18 protein-coding genes are annotated in these 19,870 nt (G+C 68.7%); 14 read left to right on the plus strand and 4 right to left on the minus strand.

Translation table 11 applies throughout. From position 1 onward, the window contains the following. Nucleotides 1–20: 20 nt before the first annotated feature. Nucleotides 21–806, minus strand: a complete 786-nt coding sequence (locus R8G01_22460) for an SDR family oxidoreductase (protein MDW3216769.1) — start codon at nt 804–806, stop codon at nt 21–23. A 358-nt stretch (nt 807–1,164) separates the two neighbouring features. Between R8G01_22460 and R8G01_22465 the strand changes: the two genes are divergently transcribed. The 11 genes from R8G01_22465 to R8G01_22515 all read left to right on the plus strand — a co-directional run bounded on the left by R8G01_22465 (nt 1,165) and on the right by R8G01_22515 (nt 13,673). Further along, the gene (locus R8G01_22465) at nt 1,165–2,130 is read left to right on the plus strand and encodes a dihydrodipicolinate synthase family protein (GenBank protein ID MDW3216770.1); all 966 of its coding nucleotides are present in this window, start codon (nt 1,165–1,167) and stop codon (nt 2,128–2,130) included. Next, nucleotides 2,127–3,086 carry a succinylglutamate desuccinylase/aspartoacylase family protein gene (locus R8G01_22470; protein MDW3216771.1) on the plus strand — a complete coding sequence of 320 codons (960 nt, stop codon included), beginning with the start codon at nt 2,127–2,129 and terminating at the stop codon, nt 3,084–3,086. Before R8G01_22465 ends, R8G01_22470 begins: the two co-directional genes overlap by 4 nt. Beyond that, entirely contained in the window at nt 3,083–3,844 is a 762-nt protein-coding gene (locus tag R8G01_22475; protein ID MDW3216772.1) for an SDR family oxidoreductase, read from the plus strand. Before R8G01_22470 ends, R8G01_22475 begins: the two co-directional genes overlap by 4 nt. A gap of 67 nt (nt 3,845–3,911) precedes the next feature. Then, nucleotides 3,912–4,907, plus strand: coding sequence for a C-terminal binding protein (locus R8G01_22480; GenBank protein MDW3216773.1), 996 nt, complete (start codon nt 3,912–3,914; stop codon nt 4,905–4,907). Further along, on the plus strand, nt 4,904–5,941 hold the full coding sequence (locus tag R8G01_22485) for a Gfo/Idh/MocA family oxidoreductase (protein MDW3216774.1): 1,038 nt from the start codon (nt 4,904–4,906) through the stop codon (nt 5,939–5,941). The genes R8G01_22480 and R8G01_22485 overlap by 4 nt, the downstream gene beginning before the upstream one ends. After that, the gene (locus tag R8G01_22490; protein ID MDW3216775.1) at nt 5,938–7,104 is read left to right on the plus strand and encodes a mandelate racemase/muconate lactonizing enzyme family protein; all 1,167 of its coding nucleotides are present in this window, start codon (nt 5,938–5,940) and stop codon (nt 7,102–7,104) included. The genes R8G01_22485 and R8G01_22490 overlap by 4 nt, the downstream gene beginning before the upstream one ends. Before the next feature lie 89 nt (nt 7,105–7,193). Then, complete coding sequence (locus R8G01_22495) at nt 7,194–8,003, plus strand: aldolase/citrate lyase family protein (GenBank protein MDW3216776.1); 810 nt, start codon at nt 7,194–7,196, stop codon at nt 8,001–8,003. 39 nt (nt 8,004–8,042) lie between these two features. Continuing rightward, on the plus strand, nt 8,043–9,659 hold the full coding sequence (locus R8G01_22500) for an MFS transporter (GenBank protein ID MDW3216777.1): 1,617 nt from the start codon (nt 8,043–8,045) through the stop codon (nt 9,657–9,659). A gap of 69 nt (nt 9,660–9,728) precedes the next feature. Beyond that, nucleotides 9,729–11,618 carry a hypothetical protein gene (locus tag R8G01_22505; GenBank protein MDW3216778.1) on the plus strand — a complete coding sequence of 630 codons (1,890 nt, stop codon included), beginning with the start codon at nt 9,729–9,731 and terminating at the stop codon, nt 11,616–11,618. A 184-nt stretch (nt 11,619–11,802) separates the two neighbouring features. Beyond that, nucleotides 11,803–12,414: a TRIC cation channel family protein gene (locus R8G01_22510; protein MDW3216779.1), complete on the plus strand. Its 612-nt coding sequence runs from the start codon at nt 11,803–11,805 to the stop codon at nt 12,412–12,414. A gap of 23 nt (nt 12,415–12,437) precedes the next feature. After that, nucleotides 12,438–13,673 carry a threonine ammonia-lyase gene (locus R8G01_22515; protein ID MDW3216780.1) on the plus strand — a complete coding sequence of 412 codons (1,236 nt, stop codon included), beginning with the start codon at nt 12,438–12,440 and terminating at the stop codon, nt 13,671–13,673. A gap of 2 nt (nt 13,674–13,675) precedes the next feature. Here R8G01_22515 and R8G01_22520 read toward each other — a convergent pair whose 3' ends face one another. Further along, nucleotides 13,676–14,137, minus strand: coding sequence for an Lrp/AsnC family transcriptional regulator (locus R8G01_22520; GenBank protein ID MDW3216781.1), 462 nt, complete (start codon nt 14,135–14,137; stop codon nt 13,676–13,678). A 149-nt stretch (nt 14,138–14,286) separates the two neighbouring features. Here R8G01_22520 and R8G01_22525 point away from each other — a divergent pair, with 149 nt between their 5' ends. Further along, the gene (locus tag R8G01_22525; GenBank protein MDW3216782.1) at nt 14,287–14,910 is read left to right on the plus strand and encodes a hypothetical protein; all 624 of its coding nucleotides are present in this window, start codon (nt 14,287–14,289) and stop codon (nt 14,908–14,910) included. Nucleotides 14,911–14,943: 33 nt separating this feature from the next. Here the strand turns inward: R8G01_22525 and R8G01_22530 are convergent, their stop codons facing one another. Continuing rightward, complete coding sequence (locus R8G01_22530) at nt 14,944–17,172, minus strand: sulfatase-like hydrolase/transferase (GenBank protein MDW3216783.1); 2,229 nt, start codon at nt 17,170–17,172, stop codon at nt 14,944–14,946. Between the two features lie 65 nt (nt 17,173–17,237). Here R8G01_22530 and R8G01_22535 point away from each other — a divergent pair, with 65 nt between their 5' ends. Together R8G01_22535 and R8G01_22540 are read left to right on the plus strand one after the other, a co-directional pair. Beyond that, a complete protein-coding gene (locus R8G01_22535) occupies nt 17,238–18,383 on the plus strand; it encodes an acyl-CoA dehydrogenase family protein (GenBank protein ID MDW3216784.1) in 1,146 nt (381 codons plus the stop codon). Then, nucleotides 18,383–19,078, plus strand: a complete 696-nt coding sequence (locus R8G01_22540; protein MDW3216785.1) for a phosphotransferase — start codon at nt 18,383–18,385, stop codon at nt 19,076–19,078. Before R8G01_22535 ends, R8G01_22540 begins: the two co-directional genes overlap by 1 nt. On the opposite strand, the gene R8G01_22545 is transcribed toward R8G01_22540, so the two are convergent. Beyond that, nucleotides 19,053–19,868: a DUF1932 domain-containing protein gene (locus R8G01_22545; GenBank protein ID MDW3216786.1), complete on the minus strand. Its 816-nt coding sequence runs from the start codon at nt 19,866–19,868 to the stop codon at nt 19,053–19,055. The genes R8G01_22540 and R8G01_22545 overlap by 26 nt on opposite strands. Nucleotides 19,869–19,870 lie beyond the last annotated feature (2 nt).

Raw genomic sequence — 19,870 nt, forward strand, 5'->3', positions numbered from 1 at the left:
AGAGCGGTCGGCACCGGTGCTCAGACGGCGGTCCAGCCCCCGTCGACCATCAGGTTCACACCGTTCACATAGCTCGCAGCCGGTGACGAGAGGAAGACGATCGGTCCCTTGATGTCGTCGGGGCCGGCGAGGCGGCCGAGCGGCGTTCGCTGCGAGTAGGCCGCGACGAACGACTCCGGCTGGTCGGGGGTGGCGAGTCCGCCGGGGCTCACACAGTTCACCCGGATGCCCGACGGGCCGTAGTACGCCGCGAGATGTCGGGTGAGATTGATCATGCCGCCCTTCTCGAACGCGTAGAAGGCCGGGCTCACGATGTCGGTCCCCTCGTAGACCGCGAACTGAGGCCCGACGACCCCGTAGATCGACGCGACGTTGACGATCGAGCCGCCGCCGCGCTCGACCATCTGCTCGGCGACCCGCCGTGTGATCTGCATCAGTCCGACGTAGTTGACCTCCGCGGTGGCGCGCAGGTCGTCCGACTCGACGGTCAACATCGCGCCACCGCGTCGGTATACGGCATTGTTGATCAGGATGTCGATGCCACCGAGTTCGGCGGTGACCGTGTCACAGGCCTCGGAGATCGAGTCGGCGTCGCCCTGGTCGAGACGGGTCGCCGTCGCCGCCAGCCCGTCGGCGACGAGTGTGGCGGCGGCTGCGTCACAGGCGTCGAGGTCGCGCGAGGCGATGACGACGTGCGCTCCGGCCTCCGCGAGCGCTCGACAGATGTGGCGGCCGTATAGACCTGCGCCTCCGGATACGAGCGCCACGTTGCCGTCGAGTCGGAACATGTCGGTGATGTGGGTCATGGGTGCTCCGTTCGTGGTGCCGGGTCGCCGTCCGCGACGCCGGGCCGGCAGGTCACGCGCCAAGATAGTCGGATTGGCAGACAAGAATTGACATACAAGATGACAAAATATACTCTGTCCCGAGGAGACCAGGGGTGGCACGAACACCCTGTTCGAAAGCCAAGCCAAGCCAAGCCGGGCACGACCGGCAGGGAGACACAATGCGACATCCGCGGGGGAAGCGGTGCACGATGCGGCCGACGGCGGCGCTCGGGCGCCGGCGAGGCGGTGCCCACTCCGAGCCCTCGGGTCTGCCCGCCCGCCCGTGCGTCATCGACACCATCACCACCCAGCGGGCAGTTCGCCCGATCGGAGCAGCATGAACCCCTCAGCCACCGACCGCGCGACGAACGCACGCGTCCCGATCCCCGCCGGCGGCATCATGCCGCCGATGGTCACACCGCTCCGACCGGATGGTTCGCCGGATCCGGAGTCGATCGACTCGCTCGTCGACTTCTTCGTCGACGGCGGTGCGACCGGTGCACTGGTGCTCGGCTCGTGCGGGGAGAACGGCGCCCTGAGCCGTCAGCACCGCTTCGATGTCGCCGCCCGCACGATCGAACGCAGCGCCGGTCGGATCCACATCACCGTCGGCCTGCCCGCGCTCGGACTCGCCGACGCATGCGATGACGCCAAGGAGTACGCGACGATGGGCGCCGACTCGATCCTGGCGCCCGCCTCGTTCGTGTTCCCGAACTCGCAGAACGAACTCGAGCGGTACTTCGGGGCGATCGGCGACGCCGCCGACGGCACCCCGTTGATCGCCTACAACGTGCCTGGTCGGACGGGGGTCACCTTCGAGGTGCCGCTGCTCCGCAACCTCGCCGCCAAGTCGGTCATCTCCGGCGTGAAGGATTCGTCCGGCAACATCGAAGGTCATCGCATGCTCGCCGAGGCGACCGCCGACCTCGAGGGCTTCGCCCGATTCAGTGGGAGCGAGCTGGCGATCGACGGCGTGCTCCTCGCCGGGTTCCACGGCGCGGTGCCGGGACTCGCCAACCCCTTCCTCGAGTTCCACGTCGAGCTCGCGCGCCGTGCGGCGGCCGGCGACTGGGTCGGTGCGTCGGAGATGCAGGGCAAGATCGCGGCGCTGTTCGACCTGTACTTCCATCCAGTGGGTGAGGGGAGCTTCAACGCCATGGTGTTGGGCACCCTCAAGGAGGGACTCGTGCAACGCGGTGTGATCGCCACCTCGACGACGTCCGCCCCATTCCGACAGATCGACGACGACGTGCGTGCGCACGTGTCCAAGATGCTCGATCTCGCCAAGGAGATCGCACCATGACCGACTCGCACGGCGTCACGGTGACCGAGGAGACGCTCGGTGCCGACATCGACGCACCGATCGTGATGCACCGGTTCCGGTCGGCCGAAGCCGGCCCGACGATCACGCTGTTCGGCGGTGTGCACGGCGACGAACTCGAAGGCGTGCTCGCAACATCGATGCTGCTCGATCGGCTGTCCGGCCTGCTGTGCGGCGAGGTGCGCGTCGTGCCGCGAGCGAACCCGAGTGCCGTCGCGGGGTGCAACCGGGAGAGCATCGACGACGGCAAGAACCTGGCGAGGTGCTTTCCGGGCGACCCCGCCGGCTCGTACACCGACCGCATCGCCCACGTGCTGACGGAGTCGGCGATCCGCGGCGTCGACGGGCTCATCGACCTGCATTCGAGCGGCTACAAGTACGCGATGCCGTTCTTCGGCGGATACGTCACCGGGTTGTCGTCGTCGGCCGAGTCGGCCGAGATGCTCGAACGGTTCGCCCCGCCGATCATGTGGCGCCACGACACCCTGAATCCCGGGCGGAGTCTGTCGGCTGCGGCCGACCTCGGTGTCCCGGCGATCTACGTCGAAGCGAGCCAGGGTGGAGGCGTCCTGCAGCACGCCGAGGTCATGGGATACGTCGACGGCGTGACGCGCGTCCTCGTCGGGTACGGCATGCTCGACCAGGCGAGCGCGACACCCGGGCCCGACGTCAGCCACGCCATTCCAGGAGGCAGCGGCAACTCCGACGTGTCGATCCCGACGGCCCACGGTGGCTATTGCCTCAGACTCGCCGATCGTGGTGACACGGTGCGCGCCGGTGATCCGGTCGCCGAGATCCGGGACGATCGCGGCCACCTGCTGGAGACGATCGTCGCGCCGTTCGACGGTGTCGTGATGCTGATCAGGGCCATCGCTCCGGTCGAGCCGGACGATGTGATCGTGATGGTCGGCCCGCCGTTCGAACCTCCCGAGTCATGACCGCGAAGCTCGTCGGGTCGGTGGTCGTCGTGACCGGAGGCAACGCCGGCATCGGCGCAGGCATCGTCGAGCGGCTGGTCGACGACGGAGCGACGGTCGTCGTCGGCGTCGAGAACGACACGATTGCCGACGAGGTTCGCCATCGCTGGGCCGAGACGGGAGCGATCGATCCGGACGACGTCGTGGCCGCGGATCTTCGCGATCGCGCGGCGTGCCGCTCGCTCATCGACGGATGCGTCGAACGGCATGGACAGATCGATGCGCTGGTGAACAACGCCGCGGTGACCGGGGCCGCAGCGCGCGGGGCGTTCCTCGACGTGTCCGACGACGCGTTCGACCACCTCATGGACGTCAACGTCGGTGCCGCGTTCCGGTGTGGTCGACGCGCCGCGCAGCACATGGTCGAACAGGGCGATGGCGTGATCGTCAACATCGGGTCGGTCGGCGGCTTCGTGGCCCAGTACACCGGGTCAGCGTACAGCACGTCGAAGAGCGCGCTGCTCGGATTGACGCGCGGCATCGCCCTGGAACTCGGCGCGCACGGGGTTCGCTCCGTGTACGTCGCACCGGGCGACATCGACACCGGCCTCGCGCCGAGCGACTACGCACCGTCGCACCCCTACGAACGCACGACGCCGTTCCGTCGGCGTGGCACGCCCGCCGACGTCGCCGGGGTCGTGGCGTTCCTCTGCTCACCCGACGCCGAGTTCGTGTCGGGCACCAGCTGGGCGGTCGACGGGGGCTGGTTGTCGTACTGATCCCGCCCATCGACCCTTCGCCCACCCGCGCTCACGAACCATCAGCTCACACCGGAGAACCGCCTTCATGTCATCGTCAGGAACCCGTCCACTCGTCGTGGTCTACGACCCGATCACCTCGATTCGCTGGGACTACGACCACGAGCGGGCGGAGCTCGGCGCGCGTGACGTTCGATTCGAGTTGGCGGACACTCCGGAACGACAGCGCGAGCTGCTTCCGCAGGCCGATGTGGTGATCGTGTCGCAGCGTCTGCCGGACGACGCGTTGGCGACCATGTCGAACTGCTGCGGGATCCAGTGCTATTCGGTCGGGATGGATGGCGTGAACGCCGACCTCGCCGCCGAGATGGGCATCACGATCTCGAACGTCCCCGGCTACTGCACCGAAGAGGTGTCCGACCACGGGATCGCGTTGCTGATGGCGCTCCAGCGTGTGATCGTGCCGTTCGCGACGGCGGCAGCGGCCGGCTCCTGGGCGATCCACGACCGTGGCGACTTCTACACCATTCGCCGGATCTGCGACACGACGCTCGGCGTGATCGGCGTCGGCCGCATCGGCAGCCGCACAGCGGAGAAGGCGCGCGGGCTCGGCATGACGACGATCGGGTACGACCCGTACGCCGATCAGGCGTCGCTGCCCGACGTCGAGTTGTTGGAGCTCGACGAAGTGCTGCGTCGTGCCGACGCGGTGATCCTGTGTGCGGCACTGACGAGCGGGTCCGAGAACCTGATCGGTGCGGCCGAGCTCGCGCACATGCGGCCCGATGCGCTGCTCGTCAACGTCGCACGAGGTGGGTTGATCGACGAGGCGGCGCTCGCGGACGCCCTCCGGAACGGCCGTCTGCGCGGCGCCGGTCTCGACGTGCGCTCACCCGAACCGCCGGACTCGACGAGCGACCCGTTGCGGGGCCTCGACAACGTCGTACTGACCCAGCACGTCGGTTCGGTGTCGATGGAGGCGTTTCGCGACATGCACCATCTCGCGATCGGGCACGTCATCCGCATGCTCGAGGCAGACGGCCGGATCCCGGCTGCGAACAACAGTGAAGGAGCAACATCATGACGTACGGCGTCGGAATGGCCGGGTCCGGTTTCATGGGCCGCACCTGGTCGGAGGTCGCGCAGCACCACGCGCCCGGAACCCATCTCGCAGGGGTGGCGATCGGTCGGCGCGCCGCGCAACTCGCGACCGACTACCACGTGCCGCTCTACCGCACGTTCGACGAATTACTGGCCGCCGACGACGTCGATCTCGTCGTGTTGGCGACACCGCCTGCGGTCCACCTGGAGCAGACGCTGGCGGCAGCCGAGGCGGGCAAACACCTGCTCGTCGAGAAGCCGATGGCACAGAACGCCGACGAGTGTCGGCAGATGACCGAGGCGTGCGAGCGAGCCGGCGTGACGATGTCGATCGTCTCGCAGCATCGATTCCGCGCTGCGCCGGCGTTCGCGAAGAAGCTCATCGACGAGGGTGCGATCGGCCAGGTGAGAATGGTGCGAGCGATCGGTCCGGAGACGGGATTCTGGGACACGTCGGTGACGCAGGACGAGTGGAAGCTCGACCCGAACCAGCAGACGGCCTTCGCGTCGTGGGGAACGCACGCCTGCGACCTGTTGCGGTGGTTCATCGGCAGCCGGCCGACCCAGGGCTACGCCGTCATCGACCACTTCGACAGCACCCCGCCCCCCGGGAGCAGCGCGATGGCGACCTACCGCTTCGAGAACGGGGCGATGGCCCAGGTGTGGATGAGCTACGACATCCCGCAACCCGGGCTCGGCACCGGCCTGCAGTTCGAACTCGTCGGCGAGCGCGGCATCATCCAGCTCGACTCGTACGGCGAGGTCCGCCTCGGTACCGACGACGGCTGGTCGGTGCCGTTCGTGATGCCACCGTTCGATCCGACGAACCCGGTCGATCCCGTTCGCCTGGAGGCCTACACCCTCGAGCTCCAAGATCTCGTCGACGCCGTCGACGAAGGTCGCCCCCCGATGCTCGATGGTGTAGGCGGCGAGGCCACGGTCGCGATGATCGACGCCGCCGAGCACTCGGCGCGTACCGGTGAGGGCGTCCGCATCGTGCTGGGCGGCGAGGCGTGAGCGACGAGCCCCCACCAGCCACGGCGCCGACCGGCCCGCTCGGCGTCGAGATCGTCGACGCCGAGGTCCTGCACGTCCGCAAGGCGCTGGAGCACCCCGCTGGGCCTGCCGGCGCGAGCAACGCGTGGAGAGAGTCGACGTTCCTGAAGCTCACCACCGACGACGGCACGGTGGGGTGGGGCGAGACCTACTCGGTCGCCGGTACCCCTGCCCGCCTCCGCCAGGTCGCCGAGACGCTCATCGGCACCCCGCTCGCCGCCATCGGTGGATGGCCACCGCCGTTCGGTCTCGACGAAGTCGGTGACTCGTTCGTGCTCGGAGCGATCGACATCGCGCGTCACGACCTGATCGGCAGCATCCTCGGTGTCCCGGCGCACGCTCTGCTGGGGCCGCAGCGGCGCACGACGGTGCAGGCCTACGCGTCCGGATTCCTGTATCGGCAGGGGAGCGACCCGGCCGGTCACTGGCTCGACGAGGCGCAACAGCTCGTCGACGCCGGCTACCGCTCGATCAAGGTGCGGATCGGAGGGCTCGACGTCGACGAGGAACTCGACCGGCTCACCGCGATCCGCGAGCTGGTTCCGACCGGGACCACCCTGATGGTCGATGCCTGGGGTGCGTACACCCCGGCGACGGCGATGCGGGTCGGCGATCGCCTGTACGACCTCGGCGTCGTCTGGTTCGAGGAGCCGTGCCCACCCGGGCCCGACTGCGCCGGCTACGAGGGGCTGGTCACGTCGATGCGTGTGCCGATCGCCGGTGGCGAAGCGGCACGGACGCGGTCGGCGTTGCTGTCGCTGCTGCAGCGCCGAGCCGTCGACGTGATCCAGCCGGACGCGGCGATCTGCGGAGGCATGACCAACGTCATGTTCGCGGCCGAGCTCGCCGTCCTCCACGGTCTGTCGTGTGTGCCGCACACCTGGAACGGTGGCGTGATGGCAGCCGCGACGATGCACGTGCTGGCGGCGATGCCGCTCACCGGCCGGATCGCCGACGGCACGGGCCCGTGGCTCGAGTACGACACCACCGAGAACGCCTTCCTGCGCGGCGCGCTCGTCGATCCACCGCACCTGATCGACGGCTCGTTCCCGATTCCCGACGGGCCGGGGCTCGGCGTCGAGGTCGACGAAGCGTTCCTGCGCGCCCACCTGGTCGACGCCTGAGCTGCGACCACCCGCCCCGTTCCCGAGACCGTTCGCAGACCGAGACCACCGAACCGACAACCAGCAACCGACACGACGAGGACACCTTCATGAACGCACCTGTCAACCCCGCCCGCATCCTCCGCGACAAGATCGCCGACGACTCCCACATCACGACCGGAATGCTCTGCACCTTCCACTTCTGGCCCGGGATGGTGGAGATGGCGATGGAGGCCGGGCTCGACTACCTCATCATCGACCTCGAGCACCTCACCTACGATGCCGAGATGGTCGCGCACTCCTGCGCGATCGGGCGGCGGGAAGGTTTCCCGATCCTGATCAGGCCGCCGGCAGCCGAGTTCACGCCGATCCGCCTGGCGATGGACCTCGGACCGTGTGGCCTGCTCGTCCCGATGGTCGAGAACATGGAGATGATGCAGACCATCCAGGATGCGGTGTATCTCCGGCCGCGCGGCAAGCGTCGCCCGGGAGGGCTCGGCAACTTCTGGGTGTCCGACGTCAACCACGCGACCTGGGTCGACGAGTTCGAGAACGACTTCATCGTCCTGCCGCAGATCGAGAACCAGAGCGGCCTCGACCATGCCGACCAGATCGCCGCGCACGACATCACCACCGCGGTGGCGGTCGGGCCCTACGATCTGTCGGCGGCGCTCGGTGTGTGCTGGCAGCCGGACTCGCCCGAATTGCAGGGCGCGCTGGCCAAGATCAAAGGTGCCGGCGAATCGGTCGGCAAGAAGATGTGGATGATCGGTGATGGACCAGACCTGGTGCAGCGGGGCTACCGCTTCCTGTGCATCGGTGAGCCGACGATGCATCTCCAGGCGTCGATCGCCGAACTCAACCATCGGACGAAGGGCACGGAGGGGTCGTCGCGTTTCGACGACCTGCCACTGCCGTGATGTCCTGATGAGCGCCCCACGACCGACGGCGGGTGCACGATGAGCGAGTCGTCGTCGATGGCGCCGCTCAGGATCGCCGTGTTCCGACGGTTGTGGATCGCGCTCGTCATCTTCAGCCTCGGCCATCTCGTGCAGGTGGTCGCGTCGTCGTGGCTGATCCTCGAGTTGACGGGCTCGCCGTTGTGGGTCAGTGCGATGATCGGCGCCCCGACGCTGCCGTTGCTCGTGCTCTCGCTGCCGGCGGGCGCCGCCGCCGACCTTTTCGATCGGCGGCTGATCCTGTTGATCTCGTCGGCCGTGCTGGCCAGCGCGTCGGTGACGATGTCGGTGCTGTCGATGTTGGACGCCTTGACGCCCGCCCGCCTGGTCGGGCTCGGGCTCATGATCGGCTGCGGCATCGCGTTCTTCAACCCGACGTGGCATGCCATCGTGCCGTCGCTGGTGCCGGCCAGCCTCGTGCCGGGAGCCGTGTCGCTCAACTCGGCATCCGGCGGCGTCGCCACGGCACTCGGCCCGGCACTCGGCGGCCTCATGCTGGCGACCGTCGGGGCCGGCTTCTCGTTCGGTGTCGCGGCCGTCGGCTACCTCGCGGTGCTGGTGGCGATCGCGACGACTCGGACCGAAGAACTGGACCAGGAGAAGGGTTCGATGGTCGTGGCGATCGCGACCGGCATCCGGTATCTCCGATTCTCCCGCGACTACCTGTGGCTGCTGCTGCTCGGTTCGCTCTTCGGCTTCGCATCGGCGAGTCTGCGGGCGATGCTGCCGAACCTGACGAGCGATGTGCTCGGCGGTGGGTCCGCGCTGTACGGCATCCTCCTCGGACTGTTCGGCGCCGGGGCGATGGTCGGTGGGTTGAGTCGATCCCTGGCCAGCAGACGACTCGGGCCCAGGTTCCTGTCGATCTGCATCGCGTCGTTCGGCGTGATCGGTGTCACGGTCGGCCTGTCGCAGTGGGTGCCGGTCACCGCGGTGATCATCACGGTCGGCGGCGTCGTCTGGACCTGGATCCTGGCCACGTTGAACAGCATCTACCAGGTGCTCACTCCCGACTGGGTGCGCGGCCGGACGATGGGTGCGTTCATCCTGTCGGTCTTCGGGTTCATGCCGCTCGGGGCGATCACCTCGGGCGTGCTGGGCGCGTCGGTCGGCGCCGACGTGGCGCTCGTGATGTTCTCGGTGGCGGTCGTCGCCGTGGGTGGCCTGTCGTTTCGGATGCCGATCCCGGTGCTCGAGCAGATCGAACCGCCGGTGGTGCTCGAGCCGGACGCCGCCGCGATCCCCGAGGTGGAGGACACCGACGAACCGGTGCTCGTGATCACGACGTGGCACGTGGCCGAGGAGCAGCTCGACGACTTCCTCGAGGTGCTCGCCGACCTCCGCCGTGTGCGGCTTCGAACGGGTGGTTACCAGTGGTCTGCCTACCGGGACGCGACCGACCCCGGCTCGATCAGCGAAGTCTTCATGATCTCGTCCTGGGAGCAGCGGGTGCAGCAGATCAAGCGGCTCGACACCGTCGCCATGCAGGTGCTCCGACTGGCCGACACGTTGGGTTCGGCCGAGACGAGGGTCCGGCGAAACCTGATCGGTTTCGATGTCGACGGCGAGCTCAAACGCCGCGAGCCCCTGGAGATCCCGGACTATCCCGACCCGTAGCCGAGGGGTTCGTCCGAGGGTGCACGTGCTGTTACCGGCCTGCTACCGGCCACGTTTAGGTTCCCACCCATGGCGAGGACACTCACTTCACGCGGCGCGTGCGCCGCCCCACTCATCACGGCGAGAATCTGGGCCATGGTCGGCGCGTTGCTGGCCACGGTCGTCGTCGGCGTCGCTGCGCCGGCGGAGGCTGCCGTGCTCGTCCAGTTCGAGGCCCTCGACGCTCCGCAGCGGATCGCCGACACCCGCCCGGACGGCGAGACCGTGGACGACATCGGCGCCAAGACCGGCACGATCAAGGCGGGCGCGACGATGCAGTTGCAGGTCGCCGGGCGAGCGGGCGTCGGCGACGACGCGGCGGCAGCGACCCTCAACGTCGTGGCGGTCGGTGGTGCCGGGCCGGGCTTCCTCACCGTGTTCCCCTGCGGTCAGGATCGTCCGAACTCGTCGAACGTCAACTACTTCGCGGGCACCGTCCACTCGAACGCGGTGTTCGCCGGCCTCAACGGCGCCGGGAAGACCTGCATCTACGCGCTGACCGAAGTCCACGTCGTCGTCGACGTCAACGGCTGGATGCCCGACGGTGTGTACGACCCGCTCGACGCGCCGCAGCGGATCGCCGACACGCGTCCGGAGGGCGACACGATCGACGGTGACAACGAGGCGACGGGAACGGTCAGGGCCGGAACCGACCTGGTGGTGCAGGTCGCCGGCCGAGCCGGTATCGACGCCGACGCCGAGGTCGCCGTCCTCAACGTGACCGTGGCGAACAGCGCTGCTCCGGGCTTCCTCGCGGCGTACCCGTGCGGCGAACCGTTGGCGAACTCGTCCAATGTCAACTACACCGCCGGTCAGATCACGGCCAACTCGGTGATCGCGAAGCTCGACGGCCAGGGCCGGACCTGCATCTACTCGCTCGCCGATGCCGACGTGATCGTCGACGTCAGCGGTTCGTTGAGCAGTGACTTCTTCGTGGGTCTCGACACACCGAAGCGGATCGTCGACTCGCGGCCCGAGGGAGAGACCGTCGACGACGACGTCGAGAAGGACGGCTTCCGGCGCAAGGGCACCACGCTGCAGTTCCCGGTCTCGGGCCGGGCCGACATCCCCGCCGAGGCGACGGCCGTGGCGCTCAACGTGACGATCACGAACGGCGTCGAGCCCGGCTTCCTGTCGTTGCATCCCCGCAACTCGCCGCGCCCGATCGCGTCGAGCGTCAACTTCTACCCGAACAGCGTGAACGCGAACATGGTGGTCGCCGGACTCGGCGGCGGGGGCATGGTGTGTCTGTTCGCATCGGCCGACGTCGAAGTGATCGTCGACGTGGCCGGCTACTACGTGGGTGACGAACCGGCCGACACCGGTACCGACTGCCCGGCCGAGTATCCGATTCGGGACCATTGGGACGGCTACCCGGTGGGCGAGTACCAGATGCCGCCGGGGCGCTACATCGCCGACACGCCGCCGGAGAACAACGTCTGGTGCGACACGATGCGGCTCCGGTTCCGGAGCTTCGCCGAGTACCGGAACGGCGACGACATCTTCGGCACGCACGGCGCGGCCGACGGCCGTCTGCTCGTCGACGTTCGCCCGGGTGACGGGTTCCTGAACTACCGCACGATCTGGGGGATCGACACCGTCGGACCGTGCGACCCCCTGGTGCCGTACGTGCCCGAGGATCCGCCGATGCCCACCGGTTCGTTCGGCCCCGGAGACCACATCGTCGGCCAACACATCGAGCCCGGCGTCTACCAGGCGGCCAAGCTGGCTGATCACAGCTGGTGCATCGTGAGCGTGCACGCCGCGTCGGTCGGTTTCGACGGGTCGGACAGCCAGTGGGCCGGGCACTACGACCAGTGGCCGATGCGCCGGTACGAGGACATCAACGGGGTGACCACCATCTCGGTCGCCCTGGGTGAGCACGTCTCGGTCGGAAACGGCTGCGACACGTTCGGGTGACCTGATCCCGCCACGGCCGCGGGGGTGGTCGTGGCGGGACCCGGCACGACGCAGCCAGGAGCGGTGGTTCGCTCCTGGCTGCGTCGGTCGTCCTGCCGAGCATCGCCGCGTCGGGTTACGCTCGCCCGGTCATGTCGGGGTCCCGGAGTTCGTCGAGCGGAGCGGTGCGTTCGGAGCGGGCTCGATGAACTGGCTACAGATCCTCGACCTGGCGGGCATCTTCGTGTTCGCACTCTCCGGCTGTGTGGTCGCGGTCCGCAGCGACATGGACGTCGTCGGCGTGGTCGTGCTCGGTCTCGTGACGGCGCTCGCCGGCGGCGTCATGCGTGACATCCTGATCGCGGACCTGCCGCCGGCCGCGGTCCGGGAGCCGGGATACCTCGTGATGCCCCTCGTCGCCGCGGCGCTCGTGATCATGTCGCCGGCGCTCACCAACCGTCTGTGGTCGCCCGTGCTCGTGCTCGATGCCGCCGGCCTGGGGCTCTTCGCCGCCGTCAGCGCAGGCCGAGCGATCGACGCAGGTCTCGGCACGATCGGGGTCGTCCTCACCGGGACGGTCGCTGCCGTCGGCGGCGGCTTGGTCCGCGACATCCTGGCGAACCAGGTGCCGCAGATCTTCGCGACCGGCAGTCGTCTCTACGCCATACCGGCAGCGATCGGCGCCGGGATCGTCGCCGCCGCCCATGCAGCCGGGGCGCCCGACGGCGCCGCCCAGACGACCGCCGTGGCCGTGACGGTGCTGATCCGACTGCTCGCACTGCGGTTCGACTGGTCGGCACCACTCCCGCGCCGCTGACGACGAGGTGCGATGATGTCGCCGTGGCAACCTCCGACGCTCCGTCCGTGACGATCGCCGACATCCGAGCCGCCGCCGAGCGGATCGAGGGCCACGTGGTTCGCACCCCGACGGCCCACTCCTCGACGCTCTCGGAGATCACGGGGGCCGACGTCTTCGTCAAGTTCGAGAACCTCCAGTTCACCGCGTCGTACAAGGAGCGTGGCGCGCTCAACCGACTCGCCTTGCTCCCGGACGACGCGGCGGGGGTCGTCGCTGCGTCGGCCGGCAACTTCGCGCAGGGCGTCGCCCATCACGGCGCGCGGTTGGCGATCCCCACCGTCATTGTGATGCCGGTCACGACGCCGTCGATCAAGGTGTCGCGGACAGCCCATCTCGGTGCCGAGATCGTCCGGTTCGGCGAGACGTTCGACGAGGCCCGTGCCCACGCTGCGGCGGTCGCCGCCGAGCGCGGCTACGAACTGCTGTCACCCTTCGACGATCCTGCGGTGATCGCCGGGCAGGGCACCGTCGCACTGGAGCTGCTCGCCGACGTCCCCGAACTCGATGCCATCGTCACGCCGGTCGGCGGTGGTGGCCTCCAGGCCGGTATCGCGGTCGCGGCGCGGGCGCAGTCGCCCGGCATCCAGCTGGTCGGTGTGCAGAGCGAGCGGTTCCCGGCGGTCCACAACGAGGTGACGGGCAACGATCTGCCGGTCGGTGGTTCGACCATCGCCGAAGGGATCGCCGTGGCGACGCCGGGCGAACGCACGGTCGCGATCATCCGGTCGCTCGTCGATCACGTCGAGGTCGTGACGGAGTCGCTCGTCGAAGAGGCGATCGGGCTGTATCTCGAGATCGAGAAGACCGTGGCCGAGGGCGCCGGTGCTGCGCCGCTCGCCGAGCTGTTGGCTCGCCCCCAGCGGTACCGCGGTCGCCGGGTCGGACTCGTCCTGACCGGTGGCAACATCGACCTGCGACAGCTCGCGTCCGTGACCTTGCGTGGGCTGGTCCGGAGCGGGCGGCTGACGACGTTCTGGGTCGAACTCGACGACCGGCCGGGCAGCCTGGGAGCGATCACGACGGCGGTCGGGGAGATGGGCGGCAACATCGTCGAGGTCATCCACCGGCGTCTCGACGTGACGATGCACGCTCGGTCGAGCGAGGTGGAGTTGACCGTCGAGACGAGCGACCGCGAGCACGCGTCGTCGGTGCTCGCCGGTCTGACCGAGCGGGGTTTCCGGGTGCGCGGCCCGAAGGTGGCCGACATCACCCCGTGACATCACCCCGTGACGAGGTGCACGACCGAGCGCGACAGGCTGGTGGCGAGTGCCAACTGCGACTGGCTTCGGAGCACGGTCGGAATGTGGGTGATCCGCTGCAGCACCTCGTGCAGGTGATCGTTGGACCGAGCGACCACGCGAACCAGCAGGTCGCCGGGGCCGGTGATCGTGTGGATCTCGACGACCTCGGCGATCGCGGCGATCGCCTCCGTCGTCTCGTCGTGCGACCCCTGCGCGATTTCGAGCGTGCAGAAGGCGAGCACGTCCAACCCGGCGGCCGCCGGCGCGATCTCCGGGCCGTACCCGATGATGACGCCTTCGTGTTCGAGACGGTCGAGTCGGGAGTAGACCGTGCCGCGGGCGATGTCGAGGTCGCGTGCCAGCTGCGCATGGCCGGCCTTCGGGTCGGCGTCGAGCGTCGCGATCAGACGTCGGTCGATGTCGTCGAGCGGTCGGCGCATCGTCCAATCATGCCACGGCGGAACCTCTGTGGTGTGAACACATCGCCCGCCTGCAGACGGCAGAGATGAGCATTCCGTTCACACCGGTTGCGTGGTTTCATGCAAGCGGCTTGGCTGACGGTCCGTCGTCGAGTGAGGGGAGTTCCGACATGAGCCATCTGAAGAAGGTCGACCACATCACGTACGCATGCCGGCAAGGCATGATCGAACAGTGGGCGTGGTTCCACATCGACGTGGAGGGTGGCACCCTCATCAACCGGATCGACGACGTGCGTCCCGACGACCCCGACAGCAGCATGAAGATCTGGTGCATCGACTTCGGCGAGTTCGGCGTGGCGCTGATCGAGGGCATCGACCGGGCCAAGAAGTCACAGGTCACCAAGTTCGTCGAGGTGCACGGCGACCACTCGTGTCAGCACGTCGCCTACGACACCCATGACCTCGATGCGTTCGTCGATCACCTCAAGGCGATGGGTGGCACGCCGCGTGGCCAGGTGCTGGTGCGCAACGACGGGTTCGGCACGCTCAAGCAGATGTTCGCCCGCGGCTACGCCGAGGGTGACGCTGCCGAGGCGAGCTTCCCGGAGTACTGCCAGCGCCCGCGGGTCGACGACGAAGAATCGGTCGCGATCACGTTCGCCGAGGAGACCGGCAAGGGGTTCTACGACCAGATCGAAGACGCGGTCGCTGCCGGTGACGAGGCACCGTTCTTCGACTTCTCGAAGATGCCCGACGATTGGCAGGTGCCGGCCGCCGTCCCCAAGGGGAGCTGAGCTCCACGCCGGTCGGGTCGTCCGGCGACGGCGTCACTCCCGCGCCATCTGGGCCACGCCGGCTGCCTCGTGGTCGACGTCTTGGTCATGGTCCATGTCGACGACCACGCGGCGCAGGTTTCCGGTGAATTCGAACGGCGCGGCATAGTGCCCGACCGGACTTCCGCGATCGAGCCCGATGTCGAGTCCGGAGAACGAGATCAGCGTGAAGAAGGAGTGGTCGGTTGCCATCGAACCGACGTCGACGCCATCGACCGACAGCGTCCCGGTGCCGTGCCCGTCGACCCGCTCCATCCGGAACCCGAGTTCGTGGCGGCCCGGTGCGACCGGCTGATCGGAGCGGACCACGTGGTGGGTGCCGCCGACGTTGAGGTCGTGCACCAGATGGCCGCCGGCGAGGTGGAGGGAGTAGCCGCTCGTCGCGTCTCCGTGTGCCACGAGCACACCCTCGGCGCCGCCGTCGGGGATCTCGACCTCGGCCACGATCCGGTAGCTGCGTGAACGCACGTCGGGTGCGACGTCGCTGGCGAGATGCCCCATCCCGGCCCAGAACTCGTAGTGGGTGCGTTCGCCGTGCACGCGAGCAGCGTTCTCGGCGAAGCGTTCACCGAACCGGTCGTCGAGCGGGAGTACCTGGTGTGCCTCGGCCTCCTGCCACCAGCGCTCGATCATCGACGCCAGCCGTTCGGGGTGCTCGGCGGCGAGGTCGTGAACTTCGTTGAAGTCCTCGTCGAGGTGATAGAGCTCCCACACGTCGTCGTCGATCGGCGTGCCGGGCGCGTGGTAGGCGACCGCCTTCCACCCGTCGAGCCACAGTCCGCGATGGCTGAACATCTCGAAGTACTGGACCGACTTGCCGGTCTCGGCGGCCGGGTCGGCGAGCGTCGCGGCGAAACTCGTTCCCTCGATCGGCTGCTGTGCCGCGCCGCGCACCGTGGTGGGTGGCTCGATCCCGATCACGTCGAGCAGCGTCGGCACGACGTCGCTGCAGTGCGCGAACTGGTGACGGAGCCCGCCGTGGTCGCCGATGCCGGCGGGCCACGACACCACGAGCGGGTCGCGGATGCCGCCGCCATGCGTGTTCTGCTTGTACCGCTTGAGCGGGGTGTTGGCGGCCATCGCCCACCCCCACGGGAAGTTCGTGTGGGTGTCGGGACCGCCGATGTCGTCGAGTCGGGCGAGCTTCGTCTCGGTCGTCTCGTGGATCAGGTTGAACGGACCGAGCGCGTTGACGAACCCGAGCGGCCCACCCTCCTGCGACGCGCCGTTGTCGCTGAGCACCAGCACGAGCGTGTCGTCGAGTTGGTCGGTCGCCTCGAGGAACTCGACGAGCCGGGCGAGCTGCTGATCGGTGTGGTCGAGCATCGCCGCGTACGCAGCTTGGAGTCGCTGCGCAACTCGCCGCTCGTCGGCTGTCAGCTCGTCCCAGGGGAGCACCCGGGCGTTGCGTTCGGGGAGCACGGTGCCGGCAGGCACGATCCCCAGGTCGATCATGCGGGCGAGACGCCGTTCGCGAGCCGCGTCCCAACCGTCGGCGAACATCGGGTCGTAGTGGTCGATCAGTTCCTTCGGGCCCTGGTGCGGCGCGTGACAGGCTCCCGGCGCGACGTACATGAACCACGGAGTGTCGGGGGACCCGGCGCGGTGTTCGGCCAACATCCGGATCGACTCGTCGACCAGGTCCTCGGTGAGGTGGTAGCCGCTCTCGTACGTGCCCGGCGCGGTCACGTGGGTGTTGTCGCGCACGAGTTCGGGCGAATACTGGTCGGTCTCGGCGTCGAGGAAGCCGTAGAACCGATCGAACCCGCGGGCGAGCGGCCATCCGTCGGTCGGACCGGTCGGACCAGTCTCGTACAGCGGGGTGACGTGCCACTTGCCGGTCATGTAGCTGCGGTAGCCGTGCGGCCGCAGCATCTCGGCAACCGTGCCGGCGCTGGTGGCGATCTTGCCGCGGTATCCCGGGTAGCCGCTGTCGAAGTTGGCGAGGCACCCGACGCCGACCGAGTGATGGTTGCGTCCGGTGAGCAGCGCAGCACGGGTCGTCGAGCACATCGCGGTCGTGTGGAAGCCGGTGTAGCGGATGCCGTCGGCGGCGAGCCGATCGATGGTCGGCGTCGCCGCGTCGCCGCCGTAGCACCCGAAGTCGCTGAAGCCCACGTCGTCGAACAGCACCAGCAGGATGTTCGGTGCACCTTCGGGCGGACGTGGCGCGGCGGGCCAGTTCGGGGTGGAGTCGGCGACGGTCCGTCCGATCGAGGTCATGGCAGCATTGTCGCGGTTCGTCGGTCGACGCTCGCGATCGGACGGGCGCTGCGTACGGTGGACACATGCGAGATCTCTTCGACGACGAACACGACGCGTTCCGGGCATCGTTCGCGGGATTCGTGGCCAACGAGGTCACGCCGAACTACCTGCAGTGGGAGGACGACGGGATCGCGCCGCGCGAGCTGTATGCCAGAGCCGGTGAGTACGGGTTCGTCGGGATGGCGATACCCGAGGAGTTCGGCGGCGGGGGCTCGACGGACTTCCGGTTCAACCAGGTGATCGCCGAGGAGTTCGCGGCGGCCGGGATCGGCGGGGCGGGTCTCGGATTGACGCTGCACAACGACATCACGACCCCGTACTTCCTCGAGGTGTGCAACGACGAGCAGCGGGAGCGCTGGCTGCCCGGGATCGCGTCCGGTGAGCTCATCACGGCCATCGCGATGACCGAGCCCGGTACCGGCTCCGACCTGGCCGGTGTCACCACGACGGCGCTCCGTGACGGTGACGAGTACGTCCTCAACGGGTCGAAGACGTTCATCACCAACGGCATCAACGCCGACCTCGTGATCGTGGTGGCCAAGACCGATCCGTCCGAGCGTCACGCCGGCATGTCGCTGCTCGTGGTCGAGCGTGACATGCCCGGATTCGAGCGCGGTCGCAACCTCGACAAGATCGGGATGCACAGCCAGGACACCGCCGAGTTGTTCTTCACCGATGTCCGCGTCCCGGTCGCGAACCTGCTCGGTGAAGAGGGCAAGGGGTTCAACTACCTGACGGCGAACCTGGCGCAGGAGCGGCTGTCGATCGCCGTGACGGGTGTCGCCACCGCCCGGGCCGCGCTCGGTTGGACCGTCGACTACGTGAACGATCGGGTCGCGTTCGGTAAGCCGATCGGATCGTTCCAGAACACGAAGTTCGTCCTGGCCGAGATCAAGACCGAGGTCGACGTCGCGCAGGCGTACGTCGACCAGTGCGTCATGCGGTTGAACGCCGGCACGCTCAGCGCCTCCGATGCCGCGCAGGCCAAACTGTTCTGCTCCGAACTCCAGAACCGGGCGGTCGATCGCTGCCTGCAGTTGTTCGGCGGCTACGGGTTCATGACCGAGTATCCGATCGCCAGGGCCTACGTCGACTCGCGGGTCACCTCGATCTACGGGGGCACCTCGGAGGTCATGAAGACGATCGTCGCCAAGTCGCTCGGTCTCTGATGCCCGACGTGCCGGGCCGGTTCCTGGCCGCAGGGCGCGCCGCCGACGTCTACGACCTCGGCGACGGCACGGTGCTGCGCCGGTACCGGACCGATCGCGACTGCACCGCCGAGGCCCGGCTGATGATCTGGCTCGAGGCGAAGGGGGTGCCGGTCCCGACCGTGCACCGCGCCGACGGGAGCGACATCGTGATGGACCGGATCGCCGGCCCCACGATGGTCGACGACCTGGCCCGACGCCCCTGGCGGCTCGTGCGGCACGCCCGCAGCCTGGCCCGGCTGCAACGGGAACTCCACCGGTTCGAGGCGCCCGACTGGATGCCGACACCGTGCGGTGTGACCGTCGGTGACCGTGTGCTGCATCTCGATCTGCATCCGATGAACGTGATCATCGGCACCGACGGCCCCGTGGTGATCGACTGGACCAACGCGAGCCGAGGGGACCCCGCGTTCGACGCGGCGATGACGTACCTGCTGATGGCGAGCTACGAGGCGGAGGGCGCCGTCGAGCGAATCGGCCGGTGGGTGCTCGTCACGGTCTTCGAGCGGGCGAGGGGGCGCGCCCTCGTGCGCAGTGGTGTGGTCGATGCGGCTCACCACCGCTTGGGCGATCGGAACGTGACGCCGGGCGAGCGGGTGAACGTCGAGCGTCTGCTGGAGCGCGCTCAGGTCAGCGGTCGAGCAGCGCGGCGGTGACCTGGTCGAGGTCGACCGCCGCGGTCGCGTCCTTGAAGCCGGCCATCCTCCGGTAGATCTCGGCGGCGCCACGGTGGAACTCGGGTGGGAGCCCGACCGCCTCGAACGTCGCCGCGATCTCGTGCATCTCGCCCTCGAACCTCCACGCCTTGGGAGCGGTGCCGACGGCGGCGGCCTCGGATCGGGTGACGAACTCGGGGACCGACAGCTCCCACTCGCCGCGGATCGCATCGGTGACCCCGTACGCGTCCGCCAGCGCGTTGATCGCCAGCATCAGGGCTGCGTTGTGCTTGCCCCAGCCGGCGTAGAGCATCTTGACGGCCGACGCGGCACCGATCCCGCCGTCGATCGCACGGGCATCGAGCGGCGAACCCTCCCACCGGGTCGCGACCTGAGCGGCCTCGTCGCCGCTGAGATAGAGGCGAGTGGTTCCGGCCGACGTGGCGGGAGGGCCGATGATCCCGCCGTCGACATAGCGGGCGAACAGGCGGCCGATTCGCTGCGTGGTCGCCGGTGCGATCGCGTTGGCGTCGACGTAGCGGCCGTCGAAGCCGGCCGCCGCGACCTGCTCGGCGACGGCGAGCGCCTCGCCCGGGGGACAGACCGAGACGATCGTGTCACACCGAGCAGCGAGGTCGGTGAGCGTGGCGACGGCGGTCAGTCCGGCGGCATCGGCCCGCTGCCGGGTCGCATCGGAGCGGTTCGCGGAGCACCACAGGCGTTCGCCGCCGCATGCCGCTGCGATGGTGACGCCCATGGCGCCGGGGTGCAGAAAGCCGGTCGTCGTCACGA

Source organism: Ilumatobacteraceae bacterium (assembly GCA_033344875.1).
In the GTDB taxonomy this organism is placed as follows: Bacteria; Actinomycetota; Acidimicrobiia; order Acidimicrobiales; family Ilumatobacteraceae; genus Ilumatobacter.